The 13,726-nt window shown below is 46.5% G+C and carries 17 protein-coding genes; 13 read left to right on the top strand and 4 right to left on the bottom strand.

Features of this window, described 5'->3' with window-relative positions; all coding sequences use genetic code 11:
- Positions 1 to 39: 39 nt before the first annotated feature.
- The 4 genes from FAH67_RS06995 to FAH67_RS06980 all read right to left on the bottom strand — a co-directional run bounded on the left by FAH67_RS06995 (position 40) and on the right by FAH67_RS06980 (position 4,523).
- Positions 40 to 1,437: a HAMP domain-containing sensor histidine kinase gene (locus tag FAH67_RS06995; protein ID WP_115287611.1), complete on the bottom strand. Its 1,398-nt coding sequence runs from the start codon at positions 1,435 to 1,437 to the stop codon at positions 40 to 42.
- Positions 1,438 to 1,452: 15 nt separating this feature from the next.
- Entirely contained in the window at positions 1,453 to 2,130 is a 678-nt protein-coding gene (misR, locus tag FAH67_RS06990) for a two-component system response regulator MisR (protein ID WP_003679459.1), read from the bottom strand.
- A gap of 207 nt (positions 2,131 to 2,337) precedes the next feature.
- Positions 2,338 to 4,170, bottom strand: a complete 1,833-nt coding sequence (locus FAH67_RS06985) for a PglL family O-oligosaccharyltransferase (protein ID WP_003679457.1) — start codon at positions 4,168 to 4,170, stop codon at positions 2,338 to 2,340.
- Positions 4,167 to 4,523 (bottom strand): DUF2069 domain-containing protein, encoded by a 357-nt coding sequence (locus FAH67_RS06980; protein ID WP_039863538.1) that lies wholly within the window; start codon positions 4,521 to 4,523, stop codon positions 4,167 to 4,169. Before FAH67_RS06980 ends, FAH67_RS06985 begins: the two co-directional genes overlap by 4 nt.
- Before the next feature lie 217 nt (positions 4,524 to 4,740).
- Between FAH67_RS06980 and hisC the strand changes: the two genes are divergently transcribed.
- The 13 genes from hisC (at position 4,741) to FAH67_RS06915 (ending at position 13,706) form a co-directional block, all read left to right on the top strand.
- Positions 4,741 to 5,826, top strand: a complete 1,086-nt coding sequence (gene hisC / locus FAH67_RS06975; protein ID WP_003679453.1) for a histidinol-phosphate transaminase — start codon at positions 4,741 to 4,743, stop codon at positions 5,824 to 5,826.
- A gap of 19 nt (positions 5,827 to 5,845) precedes the next feature.
- Complete coding sequence (gene hisB, locus FAH67_RS06970; RefSeq protein WP_003679452.1) at positions 5,846 to 6,793, top strand: imidazoleglycerol-phosphate dehydratase HisB; 948 nt, start codon at positions 5,846 to 5,848, stop codon at positions 6,791 to 6,793.
- Positions 6,794 to 6,966: 173 nt separating this feature from the next.
- Positions 6,967 to 7,611 carry an imidazole glycerol phosphate synthase subunit HisH gene (gene hisH / locus FAH67_RS06965; RefSeq protein WP_112890881.1) on the top strand — a complete coding sequence of 215 codons (645 nt, stop codon included), beginning with the start codon at positions 6,967 to 6,969 and terminating at the stop codon, positions 7,609 to 7,611.
- Between the two features lie 72 nt (positions 7,612 to 7,683).
- A complete protein-coding gene (gene hisA / locus FAH67_RS06960; RefSeq protein WP_003679446.1) occupies positions 7,684 to 8,421 on the top strand; it encodes a 1-(5-phosphoribosyl)-5-[(5-phosphoribosylamino)methylideneamino]imidazole-4-carboxamide isomerase in 738 nt (245 codons plus the stop codon).
- 303 nt (positions 8,422 to 8,724) lie between these two features.
- Complete coding sequence (locus tag FAH67_RS12100; protein ID WP_232500792.1) at positions 8,725 to 8,916, top strand: hypothetical protein; 192 nt, start codon at positions 8,725 to 8,727, stop codon at positions 8,914 to 8,916.
- A 40-nt stretch (positions 8,917 to 8,956) separates the two neighbouring features.
- Entirely contained in the window at positions 8,957 to 9,724 is a 768-nt protein-coding gene (gene hisF, locus FAH67_RS06950; RefSeq protein WP_003679442.1) for an imidazole glycerol phosphate synthase subunit HisF, read from the top strand.
- A 43-nt stretch (positions 9,725 to 9,767) separates the two neighbouring features.
- Entirely contained in the window at positions 9,768 to 10,175 is a 408-nt protein-coding gene (gene hisI / locus FAH67_RS06945) for a phosphoribosyl-AMP cyclohydrolase (RefSeq protein WP_003679441.1), read from the top strand.
- 32 nt (positions 10,176 to 10,207) lie between these two features.
- Positions 10,208 to 10,531 carry a phosphoribosyl-ATP diphosphatase gene (locus FAH67_RS06940; RefSeq protein WP_003679440.1) on the top strand — a complete coding sequence of 108 codons (324 nt, stop codon included), beginning with the start codon at positions 10,208 to 10,210 and terminating at the stop codon, positions 10,529 to 10,531.
- A gap of 118 nt (positions 10,532 to 10,649) precedes the next feature.
- The gene (locus FAH67_RS06935) at positions 10,650 to 10,973 is read left to right on the top strand and encodes a histidine triad nucleotide-binding protein (protein ID WP_003679439.1); all 324 of its coding nucleotides are present in this window, start codon (positions 10,650 to 10,652) and stop codon (positions 10,971 to 10,973) included.
- Positions 10,974 to 11,008: 35 nt separating this feature from the next.
- Positions 11,009 to 11,212: a Sec-independent protein translocase subunit TatA gene (tatA, locus tag FAH67_RS06930; protein ID WP_003679438.1), complete on the top strand. Its 204-nt coding sequence runs from the start codon at positions 11,009 to 11,011 to the stop codon at positions 11,210 to 11,212.
- Between the two features lie 3 nt (positions 11,213 to 11,215).
- On the top strand, positions 11,216 to 11,878 hold the full coding sequence (gene tatB, locus FAH67_RS06925; protein WP_003679437.1) for a Sec-independent protein translocase protein TatB: 663 nt from the start codon (positions 11,216 to 11,218) through the stop codon (positions 11,876 to 11,878).
- 15 nt (positions 11,879 to 11,893) lie between these two features.
- Entirely contained in the window at positions 11,894 to 12,670 is a 777-nt protein-coding gene (gene tatC, locus FAH67_RS06920; protein ID WP_003679436.1) for a twin-arginine translocase subunit TatC, read from the top strand.
- A gap of 325 nt (positions 12,671 to 12,995) precedes the next feature.
- Positions 12,996 to 13,706: a hypothetical protein gene (locus FAH67_RS06915; RefSeq protein WP_244284767.1), complete on the top strand. Its 711-nt coding sequence runs from the start codon at positions 12,996 to 12,998 to the stop codon at positions 13,704 to 13,706.
- Positions 13,707 to 13,726: the final 20 nt, after the last annotated feature.

The raw sequence follows: 13,726 nt of genomic DNA, 5'->3' as shown, positions 1-13,726 counted from the left end.
TGTTTTTGGCCGTCTGAAAAGTTTCAGACGGCCTTATTTTTAGACTTCTTTTTTGTCTCCGGCTTTCTTTTTGGGAAGGATAAAACGCATCCTCAGGCCGTTGGGTTTGACATTTTCAGCAATGATTTTACCGCAGTGCTGTTCCATAATGTGCTGCGTCAAGGCAAGCCCTAAACCTGTACCGGGCTTGTGCGCGCTGGAGTCGGCACGATAAAAGGCAGTGAAAATATGCGGAAGCTGCATTTCGTCTACGCCAGGCCCGTTGTCGGTAACATCGATAATCCAGTTTTTTCCGTCTTGTCCGATATGGGTTTGAATGGTGCTGCCTTCCGGGCTGTAATTGATGGCATTGCGGATCACGTTGTCAAAGGCGCGGTATAGATAGCCTTCGTTGGCGCTGACTACGGCATTTTCAGGGATTTTTGGATCAATGCTCAGGGTAACGCTTTGGTTGTTTTGGTGGGCAATGCTTTGGTTGTCCTCAATCAAGTTGGTTAAGAACGGAATGAGTTTGAGGTTTTCTTTTTCCAAAGGAATATTGGAAGTTTCCAAGCGGGATAGGGTTAATAATTCGCCGACCAAAGTATCCATGCGCACCAGTTCACCTTCGAGTCGCTTGAGGTATTGCTCTTGCTTTTGCGGCTGAGATTGAATCAGGCCGACAATCGCCTGCATACGCGCCAGCGGCGAGCGCATTTCATGAGAAACGTGGTGGAGCAGATGGCGCTCTTTGGCAACAAGTTTTTCAAGTTTTTCGGCCATTTTGTCGAACTGCACGGCAAGATGGGACAATTCGTCGTCACGGTCGTCAACTTGTTGGGAAATGCGGGTTTCGAGTTCACCGTTGGCTACTCTGTCCATGCCGCCACCCAAAATTTTAATGGGCTTGGTGATGTTGTTGGCAAGGATGTATGCCATCAACAGGCCGACGATGATGATGAAAGACAGAATAATAAATTCGTGCCAAATAGGCGAAAGCGGCAGGCCGGGAATGAAGAGTGGGCTAGGCAGGCGTTGGGCTTGATGATTGTCCCAGCCTTTAATGAAGAAGAGGTATTCTTCGCCGAAGCGGTCATATTCGATGTGTGCCAAATCAGATTCAGGATTGTTGATGGCAAAGATACGGGCGCGTTCGATGGAGAGGCTGTCAATGTCGCGGCCTAAAATATCTTTTTTATCGTCGCCGGCAATGACATAAACGGCATTGGAAACCGGATTGTTTTTCCATTCGGAAAGAATTTCACGCGCACCGCTGTCTCCGCGTGAGTTGAAGGCGGAAACGATGCTGCTCATCAATGTAGTTTCGATGGTACGGCGTTGGTTGAATTGGTTTTCGGCAAGGGTGTTTTGTACCAGCCAAAATGAAAAACTCGCCACAAAGATTGCGCAGACGATGACTGCGCAAAATGTGGCGAAGATGTGTTGAAACAGTTTCATTGATCTGTTTAATCTTTAGTTTTTAACAAACAGGTAGCCTAAGCCGCGTACAGTTTGAATCAGGGAAGCATCGCCCAATTTGTGGCGGATGCTGGAGATGTGTACGTCGATGCTGCGGTCAAATTTAGCCAGTTTGCGGTCGAGTGCTTCGATAGACAGGGTCTCTTTGCTGACAACTTGTCCGGCGTGGCGCATCAAAACTTCGAGCAGATTAAACTCGGTGCTGGTCAATTCAAGCGGAGTGTCTTTGATGCTGGCTTGGCGTTTGGCAGGGTAGAGAACAACGTCGCTGACAGAAATGTTGTTCGGCGCGTTGTTTTGTTCGTTGCTGTGCTGTGCACGGCGCAAGATGGCGTTAATACGTGCCAAGAGTTCGCGTGGTGTGCATGGTTTCGGTACATAATCGTCCGCACCCATTTCCAAACCGATAATGCGGTCGATGTCGTCACCTTTCGCAGTCAGCATGATGATGGGTACAGTGCTTTGGGTGCGTACGTTTTTCAGTACGTCCAAACCGTTCATTTTAGGCATCATGGAGTCTAATACAATGACATCGTATTGTCCGGTCAGAATTTCTTGAACGCCGGCTTCGCCGTCAGGAACGCTGTGAACGTTGAGGCCTTCGGCAGTCAGGTATTCGGTCAGCAATTCGGTCAAGAGGGCATCGTCATCTACGAGTAATACGCGACTCATGGAATTTCCTTTTCGTGATTGTATGCGCCGTGGCACTAAATAGGCGGTGCGGCGATTAAAATAGAGTTGTATTCAATCTTAACATGCAATCTGCTTTTGTTGATAGCGTAATTTTCTGTGCTTTTGCGCTTTTTTGCATAGAAACTTGTCGCTCTTTACATTTTCAGACGGCCTGTAAGGACAAACTGACAATTGAGTGAGTTTTGTTTAGGGTTTATCACATGATTTGGCAGTTTGGTGTTTCGGTGCATTGATGAAATCTTTGCAATCAGACAAAAGTTTGGGCAGCAGTGGGGCGAATGCCGGGTGGCTGCGTATTTTGTCGGCGTAGAAATACATCATATAGGGGTAATAATATTGCATTGCCTGCATCCATTGCGCACCTTCTTCTTTTTTGCCTTGTCGGTAGAGGTAGAGGCCGACTTGATAGGCGTTGGAGTAGGGGCGGTAGGTCAGGGCTTTGAGTGCGGCCTCTTCTGCCCACGGGCGGATGTAGGCATCGGTCGGGTCAGCACGTTTGCTCAAACTTAAATCGGCGTAATAGGCAAGCATGGGGCTTTCTTTGGAAAGCTGCTGCAAGCCGTTGATTTTGTTTTGGACTGTTTGCGGATCGTCGGTTTTCCCTACACGGCTATATTGGGTCAGATTTTGATATTCCCAGCTGAGGTTTGCCATGCCGATTAAAATCGATAAAGCGGCTATACCGCCTGCCCACTGCCTGATTCTAGTAGATAAAGGGCCGTCTGAAACATCTTTCGGATAAGAAGGTGTCAGCGACAGAATCAGGCTGAATACGGTGAGGAAATAAATATACCAAAGCGGATATTCGAGCATGCTGTGGCAGAGGCTGACGGCGGCGGCGGTCAATAAAAACAGGGATGCCGGCGTTTGGTTGCGGCCCAACAGTCGCCATACGGCTGCAAGCAGGGTTAAGGTTGCAAGCAAGGTGCCGGTAATGCCCATTTCGGACAATAACTGTATGACGATATTGTGCGAATGGGTAAACAGTACGCCGAGAATATTGTTGGGGAAGTATTGTTGTTGGGCATTGATCAGGAAGGTTTGCTGGGCAAAGCTGTTCCAGCCGTGACCGAACCAAGGTGCGGATTGAAAGGCAATCCATGCCTTGCTCCATTCGATTTGGCGCATGGAGCCTTCAAAACCGCTGGTGCCTGCGCGTTCGACAGCGGTTTCGTATTTGATGTTGCCAAACAAATCCAACAGGCTGCCCATGCCGAATTGGAAAGCGGCGGCCAGGATGGCGGTTAGAAGGAAAATGCACAGTGCGCGTTTGTGTTGGAAACGGGTACGCCAAAACCATAACGGCGTAATCAGGAATAAGGTGGCAATGTAGCCTAAGATGGTGCGAGAGTTGACAAGGCCGAGGGTTGCAGTCAATGCCAATACGAACAGAAAACCTGCTGCATTGGGCATTTTGCGTGCCGTCCATAAATAGGATGCCGCCAAAATACCCCACATTAAATAATGTCCCAAATGATTGCGCTGGCCGAGTTGGCCGTTTACGGTATCGCTGCTTCGGGCAATGATGCCGTTCAACCACTCTACGTTGGACCAGCCTTTAAATTGCAACCAGACGATGGCAGCCTGTATGGTTGCACCTATCAATAAAGACCAAGCAAAGATGCTGACGACACGTTCCTGTCCGTAAGCTGCTACCCAGCCCCGCACCGACCATGCGCCCAGTGCCAAAATGACAAATGTCCAGGCAGTGATGTCGCTCATGCCGGGGTAGGTGGAATGCATGAGGCGCGCTTGGAGCGACCAAAATGCGGCCATGGCAAACAAGCCGATACTGAGCGCAGGAAGGCGGATATTCAGCAGGCCCTTGTGTGCGCTAATCAATGTCAGTACCAATGAGCCGCTCAGTGAGATGGCTTCCAAATAAAAGCTGGGCAGTGGGCCGACTCGGTAGAGTGAGAGAAAAGGGACGGCGCAGATCCAAAGAAAACTGAGCCATAAAGGCCAAAAGGTTTTTACTGAAGATTTAGTCAGGCCGTCTGAAAGTGTGTGGTAGGTCATTTTGATGTGTGTTTTTGTTGTTTGATGAATGCAAGGCAGCCGAGGAAAAAGGTAATGCACAATAATACGGAAACGGCGGCGCAAATCCGGCTGGCGACGGCTGTGTCTGCCAGGCGCATACAGGCTTCGGCAAAGTAAATCAGAATCAGCATGGAGCTGTATTGATAAGTGTAGATGCGTTTTTTCAAAATGCCGGTCAACGGCAGGCACAGCGGCAGGGCTTTCAGTGCCAGCCATGAGCCGCCTTCGCGCAATGGCGCGATCCACAATTCCCATGACAAGGAAAGCAGAATCAGCAGGATAAGGCTTATGGAAGTTGCAAGATAAGGCAATGGGGAGCGTGTATTGTTCACAATATTGAGGGCGTAAAGCCGTACTGGAAATCCTAAAATTATACCGCTAAAAAGGCAAAGTAAGCCAAGAATATTGCTTAAAGATGCTGAAGAAAGGATTTATTGTTTTTCTTCAAATGAATGAAACTTTATCTTGTTTTATAGTCTTATTAATATATATATCTAGTAAAGATTGTGCTACTATTATAAATACTTTATCTCAGGAGGATAGAAAACCATGAATCGCGTTGCTGATGTTATCCGTGATGATATTAAAGTAATGACAGCCTATCAGGTTGCCGATTTGCCGGAAGGTTTTATTAAGTTGGACGCCATGGAGTGTCCGCATCATCCTTTTGCCGGGTATGAATCTTTATTGTCAGAATGGGCGGATTTGGCAAAGCAGGCACCGATTCATTTGTATCCCCATACTGCCAAGAGCGGTATTTATGAAGAATTGAGGGAGGTTTTCGGTATTCCTGATAAGGCGGAAATCGCATTGGGTAACGGCTCTGACGAGCTTATCCAGTTTTTGACTATGCTGGTTGCCAAACCAAATACGCGTGTATTGGGTATTGAGCCAAGTTTCGTTATGTATCGTCATAATGCCGCGCTTTATGGCATGGAATATGTCGGTGTTCCCTTAAATCCGGATTTTTCTTTAAATCTACCTGCCGTTTTGACCGCTATCGAGCAACATCAGCCGTCATTAATTTTTATTGCCTATCCCAATAACCCTACCGGCGTGTGCTTTAAGCGGGAAGAAGTGGAGGCGGTCATTCGTGTGGCTACCGGCATTGTGGTTGTCGATGAGGCATATGGCGCGTTTCATCATGACAGTTTTCTTCCGTGGGTGGGCGAAGTCGAAAACCTGGTCGTAATGCGTACCATCAGTAAAATCGGCTTTGCAGGCTTGCGGATGGGATATGCGGCGGCAAGTCCAAGCATTATGGGTGAACTGGCCAAAATCCTTCCGCCTTACAACATGAATCAATTAAGCTTGGCGGCGGCAAAATTCTCATTGAAACATCATCAAGTCATTCAGCAAAACATTGATACATTAAAAAACGAGCGTTCGCGCGTGATGAATGAATTGTTGAAATTAAACCGTTTGGAAGTTTTCCCGAGCGAAGCCAACTTTATTACCGTTCGTGTTCCTGATGCGAACGGGCTGTTTGAAACATTGAAGCAAAACCGCATACTGATTAAAAAACTGTATGGCAGCCATCCGCTTTTGGATCAGTGTGTCCGCATAACCATAGGCTCGGCAGTGCAAAATGATGCCGTCTTGGCCGTTATTAAAAACCTTTACCCTAATCTTTGACTCCAAGGAAACTACCATTATGAACAAAGCTCAATTGCATTTGACCAATTTTCTGTTACTGGTTGAAGAAGCCGGCTCATTGACCAAGCTTGCACGTGCTTGCGGTTATGAAAACTCCGCCTCTTTGTCTCAGCTCAAACGCCGTTTGGAACAACAAGCAGGCGATGAGTCTGCACGCGGCATTCGTCCGAGCCTGGCTGCGAAGTTGGAATCCGGTATGCACAAACGCAAAGGCTGGCTGAACCGTGACCACAGCAAAGATCAAGAAAAAGCAGCAGCGGTTGAAGCCGCGCGTTTGGAAAAACAAACTGTCGAAGCAGTCGAAGCTGGTGTTTCAACCGAAGGCCGTTTTGTTACCGTTACCCGCAATACCTGCGAAACCCAAATTACCGTCAGCCTCAATCTTGACGGTACCGGCAAATACCGCTTGGATACCGGCGTTCCTTTCCTTGAACACATGCTTGCCCAAGTGGCGCGTCATGGTTTGATTGACTTGGATATTACCTGCAAAGGCGATTTGCACATTGACGACCATCACACGGTTGAAGACATCGGTATCGTATTGGGTCAGGCACTGAAACAAGCACTTGGCAATAAAGCCGGCATTACCCGTTATGGCCATGCCTATGTTCCGCTGGATGAAGCGTTGAGCCGTGTAGTCATCGACCTTTCCGGCCGCCCTGGCTTGGTGTACAACATCGACTTTACCCGCGCCCTGATCGGTCGTTTTGATGTTGATTTGTTTGAAGAATTTTTCCACGGCCTTGTGAACCACAGCATGATGACCTTGCATATCGATAACTTGAGCGGCCGTAATGCACATCATCAAGCCGAGACCGTTTTCAAAGCCTTCGGTCGCGCCTTGCGCATGGCGGTCGAATACGATCCGCGCATGATGGGTCAAACGCCTTCTACCAAAGGCACGCTGAGCGAAGAGTCTGTTCAGGAAGAAGCCGAACGCATCTGAAGAATAAGGCATCGTGTGAATGAATAAAGGCCGTCTGAAACCGATCGGGATTTCAGACGGCCTTTTATTATTTGTCTTGTATATCGACAATATTTTGTTTTAAAGCATCTTTTGCTACAATCATTCTTATTATATTAATCATTAAATGTTTTCAGACGGCCTGAGGAGAAGCAATGAAAGTAGCGATTGTCGATTATGGAATGGGAAACCTGCACTCAGTATTGAAATCTGTTCAGGCGGCGCAGGTTTTGTCCAATCAAAATGCCGAGGTTTATCTGACTTCGCGGCCTGAAGAAGTGATGGCGGCTGATAGGGTTATCTTTCCGGGGCAGGGTGCCATGCCGGATTGTATGTCTGCGCTGAAGGCAAGCGGTTTGGGCGAGGCGGTTTCAGACGGCCTGAAAAACAAGCCGTTTTTTGGAATTTGCGTAGGTGCGCAATTATTGTTTGAACACAGCGAAGAAGGCGATACAGATGGTTTGGGTTGGTTTGAAGGGCAAGTAAAACGGTTTTTGCCCAATCAAACCGATGCGCAAGGAGGCCGTCTGAAAGTGCCGCATATGGGTTGGAATACAGTGCGCCAAACCCGTCCGCATCCTTTATTTCAAGACATTGGGCAGAACGAGTATTTCTATTTTGTTCACAGTTATTATTTTGCGCCGAAAAATGAAGAGATTGTTTTAGGCGTCAGCGAATATCCGAATGAATTTGCCTGCATTGTCGGTAAGGACAATGTGTTTGCCACACAGTTCCATACGGAGAAAAGCCATCAGGCAGGATTGTTACTGCTGCGTAATTTTTTAAATTGGCAGATTTGAGGCTTTTAACATAAATCTGCTAAAAATCGCTAATTTGTGTAAAATATACTGAAATTGAATAGAGGAGAAAAAATGCTGTTGATACCTGCCATTGATTTGAAAGAAGGACGCTGTGTTCGCTTAAAACAAGGCTTGATGGAGCAGGCGACGGTGTTTTCCGACTCGCCGGCAGAGATGGCGTTGCATTGGCGCAATCAAGGCGCACGCCGTTTGCATTTGGTCGATTTGAACGGCGCATTCGCAGGCGTTCCTCAAAATTTTCCGGCAATTAAAGAAATTTTGGCCGCCGTAGCCAAAGATATTCCGGTACAGCTTGGCGGCGGTATCCGTGATTTGGGAACCATTGAAAAGTATTTGGATTTGGGTCTGACCGATGTGATTATCGGTACGGCTGCGGTAAAAAATCCTGAATTTGTGCGCGAAGCATGTAAGGCCTTTCCGGGGCAGATTATCGTCGGCTTGGATGCCAAAGACGGTATGGTGGCGATAGACGGTTGGGCAACGGTAACGGAGCATCATGTCGTCGATTTAGGCAAGCGTTTTGAAGACGATGGGGTCAACAGCATTGTTTATACCGATATCGGTCGCGACGGCATGATGAGCGGCGTGAATATCGAAGCCACCGTCAAATTGGCCCAATCAGTGAATATTCCGATTATTGCTTCCGGCGGCTTGACGAATTTGGACGATATCCACGCATTGTGTGCCGTTGAAAAAGAGGGTGTGAGCGGTGCGATTACTGGCCGCGCAATTTATGAGGGAAGTATTGATTTCGCACAGGCTCAAAAACTGGCCGATTCTTTGGCTTGACCTAAGTGCGTTTAATTATGCAGATTAGGGCTTTGCAAAGTGTAACAGCGCAGGAGTTGGCGTATAGCTGAAAATGCCTTCAAAAGTGGCATTTTGCAAAGTCCTTAGACTTAAAATCTGTCTGAAATAATTATAAAAAACAACTTACTCAATATCTTATTTTATTAAGGGATTGGTATACTTGAAGCGTTTGTTTTGGGTTTTTGGATTATCTGGTCATCCGATCGCGAAGTGTATCCGCTAAGCGAAAGTTTGTGGTTTACACTGATTGCAGTGATACTGCGGTAGTTGACGGCATTTGATTTGCCGATTATCGATACCTATTGGATGATTTTCAATGGGATAGTGTGGGTATTTGCCGGTTTGATTTTTTCTATCGTCGGTCGCATCGACAGTAATTTCATCATCTCCTGCGTTTTGGCGATGATGGCCGACATTGGTTATTTTCAGCTGTTGCAACATTTGCCGGATTGGTTGAGCAAATTTTTGGCCTGACGGTTTCAGACGGCCTGAGAACGGATAAGAGGTATTGAGTATGGCATTGGCAAAACGAATTATTCCTTGTCTGGATGTAAAAGACGGTCGCGTGGTAAAAGGTGTCAACTTTTTGGGTTTGCGCGATGCAGGTAATCCGGTTGACGTTGCCAAACGCTACAACGATGAAGGCGCGGATGAGTTGACCTTTTTGGATATTACTGCTTCCAGCGACAATCGCGACACTATTTTGCATGTTATTGAGGCAGTCGCTTCACAAGTTTTTATTCCATTGACGGTCGGCGGCGGTGTGCGTACGGTTGCCGATATCCGTCGTCTGCTTAATGCCGGTGCCGATAAGGCCAGCATCAATACGGCCGCTGTAACCAATCCTGATTTGGTAAACGAAGCGGCCGGTTTTTTTGGTTCGCAAGCGATTGTTGTTGCCGTGGATGCCAAAGCGGTCAATCCCGAAAACACCCATTGGGAAATCTTTACCCACGGCGGACGTAATCCGACCGGTTTGGACGCGGTGGAATGGGCTGTCGAAATGCAGCGGCGCGGTGCGGGCGAGATTTTGCTGACCAGTATGGACCGGGACGGTACCAAACAAGGTTTCAACCTGCCTTTGACACGCGCAGTCAGCGAAGCGGTTGATATTCCGGTCATTGCTTCCGGCGGCGTTGGTTCGGTTCAACACTTGGTGGACGGCATTAAAGAAGGAAAGGCAGATGCGGTATTGGCCGCCAGTATTTTCCACTTTGGCGAAGCGAGTATCCGTGAAGCAAAACTGGCCATGCGCGAAGCAGGAATTGAAGTGCGTTTGTGATTGCTATCCAAAGGCCGTCTGAAAATATGGGAGAAAGATGCGAATGTCGAACATAAACGAAACGCTGCTGAATGCCGTAAAATTTGATGAAAAAGGTTTGGTTTGCGCGATTGCCCAAGATTGGCAGACACACCGTGTGCTGATGGTTGCCTGGATGAACGCCGAGGCCCTGCAAAAAACCGTAGAAACCGGTTTTGCCCACTATTACAGCCGTTCCCGCCAAAAACAATGGATGAAGGGCGAAGAGTCCGGACATACGCAAAAAGTACATGAATTGCACCTGGATTGCGATGGCGACGCGGTGGTCATGCTGATTGAACAGAACGGTGGCATTGCTTGTCATACTGGGCGCGAAAGCTGTTTTTACAAAGTTTGGCAAGACGGAGCATGGCAGACAGTCGATGCTGTGTTGAAAGATGAAGAAGCAATCTACGGACATAAACATCCTTAAGGCCGTCTGAAAGAAAATAAGAGAAACCGACCATGACCGATACTATCCTTACCCAAATTCAAAACGTCATCGATTCGCGCAAAGGCGGCGATCCCGATGCTTCTTATGTCGCCCAACTGCTGCACAAAGGTGAAGACAAGATTCTGAAAAAAGTCATCGAAGAAGCGGGTGAAACCTTGATGGCCTCTAAAGATGGCGGTGGCGAACATTTGGTTTACGAAGTGGCGGATTTGTGGTTTCACACCATGGTTTTATTGGCGCATCATGGCTTGCGTGCCGAAGATGTGGTCAACGAGCTTGCGCGTCGTCAAGGTTTGTCGGGATTAGTGGAAAAAGCTTCTCGCAAAGAATCTTGAATTTATATTACAATCCCATATTTGACCTGTTTCAGAATCCGTCTCTTGGGGCAAAAACGATTTCTCTTTTTTAGTCGAAACCCGTTACGTCCGTTTTCAGACGGCCATTGGAGCCATTATGGATAATTGTATTTTCTGCAAAATCGCAACCAAAGATATTCCGGCACAAACCATTTACGAAGACGATGAGATGCTTTGTTTCAAAGACATCCGTCCCGCCGCGCCGGTGCATCTGCTGCTGATTCCGAAAGTGCACTTCGATTCACTGGCACACGCAACCGCCGAACATCAAACCCTGTTGGGCAAAATGATGTTGAAAGTTCCTCAAATCGCCCATGAGGCAGGTTTGACCGACGGTTTCAAAACCCTGATCAACACAGGCAAAGGCGGCGGACAAGAAGTCTTCCACCTGCATATCCATATCATGGGTACGCCTGCATAACTATTATCTATTTTTAACAAATTCAAGGATTTATCATGGGTAGCTTCTCTCTCTGGCACTGGATTATCGTACTGATTATTGTCGTTTTGGTATTTGGTACAAAAAAATTGCGCAACGTCGGCAAAGACCTTGGCGGTGCGGTACATGACTTCAAACAAGGCCTGAACGAAGGTACAGACGGCAAAGATGCCAAAAAAGACGAAGTCATCGAACACAAAAAAGACGAAGACAAAGCATAATCCATGTTTGATTTCGGTTTGGGCGAATTGCTGCTTGTCGGCGTTGTCGCCCTGATAGTGCTTGGCCCCGAACGTCTGCCGCAAGCCGCGCGCACGGCCGGGCGTTTGGTCGGCAAATTGCAAGGATTCGTCAATAACGTCAAGCAGGAGCTCAACACTCAGGCTGAGTTGGACGAATTGCGTAAGGTGAAGCAGGAATTTGAAACCGCCGCATCTGAGTTTCGCGACGGTATCAAAGACTTGGGCAACGATGCGCAAAAAAATCTGAGCGATATTTCAGACGGTCTCAAGCCGTGGGAACGCCTGCCCGAACAGAAAACGCCTGCCGATTTCGGAGTGGACGAGTTGGGCAATCCTTTGCCTGATCTGGCTTCAAGCAGCACTGAGCATGAAAGTGCAATCCAAGCCTCTGATCAGGGTGGGGCAGTGCAAACCCAAGAGCTTGTTGAGGCTGAAAATGCCGAGTCCGAGCAAGACCGCGCTTGGCGTGAGTATTTGACGGCTTCGGTTTCACCTGCTCCTGCGGTAGAAGTCAGCTATATCGAATCTCCTGTTGCCGATGTTCCGCCGCCGCATACGACTTCTTTGCGTAAGCAGGCGATGAGCCGCAAACGCGATATGCGCCCGAAATTCCACGCCAAGCCCAAACTGCGTGTCCGTAAGTAAAAAGTGAGTCAACCGGTGTCCGAAACTCAACACGAACAACTCGTCCAACCGCTTATCGAGCATCTGCTCGAGCTGCGCCGCCGCATGATGTGGATCGTCATCGGTATCGTCGTCTGCTTTTTGGGTATGATGCCGTTTGCCCAGCAGCTCTATACCTTTGTTGCCGAACCATTAATGGCCAATCTGCCTAAAGATACCAGCATGATTGCGACCGATGTGATCGCGCCGTTTTTTGTGCCGGTCAAGGTTACTCTGATGGCAGCGTTTCTGCTGTCGTTGCCGCACACGCTGTATCAAGTTTGGGCGTTTGTCGCTCCTGCCTTATACCAAAACGAAAAACGTTTGATTACGCCGCTGGTGTTGTCCAGCGTGACGCTTTTCTTCGTTGGGATGGCGTTTGCCTATTTTTTGGTATTCCCAGTGATTTTCAAATTCTTGGCCGGGGTAACTCCTGTCGGTGTCAATATGGCAACCGACATCGACAAATACCTGTCCTTTATTTTGGGCATGTTTGTGGCATTCGGTACAACGTTTGAAGTTCCCGTCGTTGTGGTGTTGCTTGCAAAAATGGGCATTGTTTCGACTGCACAGCTTAAGAATGCGCGTCCGTATGTGATTGTCGGTGCGTTTGTCGTAGCCGCAATCATCACGCCGCCTGATGTGATTTCCCAAACCCTGCTTGCTGTCCCACTGATTCTGCTCTATGAAGCAGGCATTTGGTTCAGCCGCTTTGCCAAAGTGAAAACGCAGCAGGAAGATGAAGATACACCGCAACCACCGGCAGAAGTTTAAGAATAAAGGCCGTCTGAAGAATTTTTCAGACGGCCTTTGTATCATAGCACTTCGGTTTTTAAGAAAAAGTATGATGAATATTCGGGAAATCGTACAAAAACGTTACAGCACCAAATCTTTTGATGTGACTAAAAATTTCGACCGAGGATTTTGCCGAAATCGAAGCAGTAATGTGTAACAGTCCCTGATGCCTCAATAGGTTGTTACTCTGAAGATGATTGCCAAACCGGCGAAATCACGTTTGGGAAATGGGGTGATTTTTACCAAGGTATAAGTCGCCACTCAAGACATTCCAAAGATAAATGTAACAATAGGAAAAAATGATATGGCAGGCAAAAAAATTTCAAGTTTTGATGCTTTTTTAGTATGTAAGCAATTATCAATTAAGGAATTATTCGAAAAAATACTTAATTCAAATACTGTTTTTCAATATGAAGCAGCAAAAAGGTTACAATTTTATGAGTATAGTGAAATTAAAGATAATATTAAAAATATACTATTAACAAGCAGATGTAGTCGACATAGAGAAATTGCAATATTTATTTTAGGCCAGTTTCAAATCAAACTTAATGACATTCAACTTAAAGAAATTCTATCAATATTAATTTGCTTTATACACAATGATAAAAGTATAAGAGTTAAATCATCTGCAATTTCATCATTAGGATACCTATTTCGTGATTACAATTTAGGAGAAAAAGCGTTTTCTAACATAGAAAAATATATAGATTTGATATGGAGTTTAAATAAGTATTCTATTATTATTTCTGTTGCATTTAGTTCTGTATATCTTCCAGAAAGGGAATATATAAAAGACTACCTAATCAGAAATTTAAATAAAAAAAATCCTAAGATATTATCATGGATTTTATATGCTTTAAAAGAGAAGGGTTATAAATCAAATTCAATTGAAACTCTATTAATTAGGAAGCTAAAAGATTTTAATGAAACTTCTTATATTTACCATGAGATAGTTTCATTTTTAATTTCAATTGACTCTACGAAGGTTATTCCGTATGTTAAAAAATTTTATTGAATCAAAATAGAATTGATGAC

This window comes from Neisseria flavescens (assembly GCF_005221285.1).
GTDB classification, from domain to species: Bacteria; Pseudomonadota; Gammaproteobacteria; order Burkholderiales; family Neisseriaceae; genus Neisseria; species Neisseria flavescens.
The sequence above is the reverse complement of the archived record's forward strand: the minus strand, read 5'-3'. Positions and strand labels throughout refer to the sequence as shown.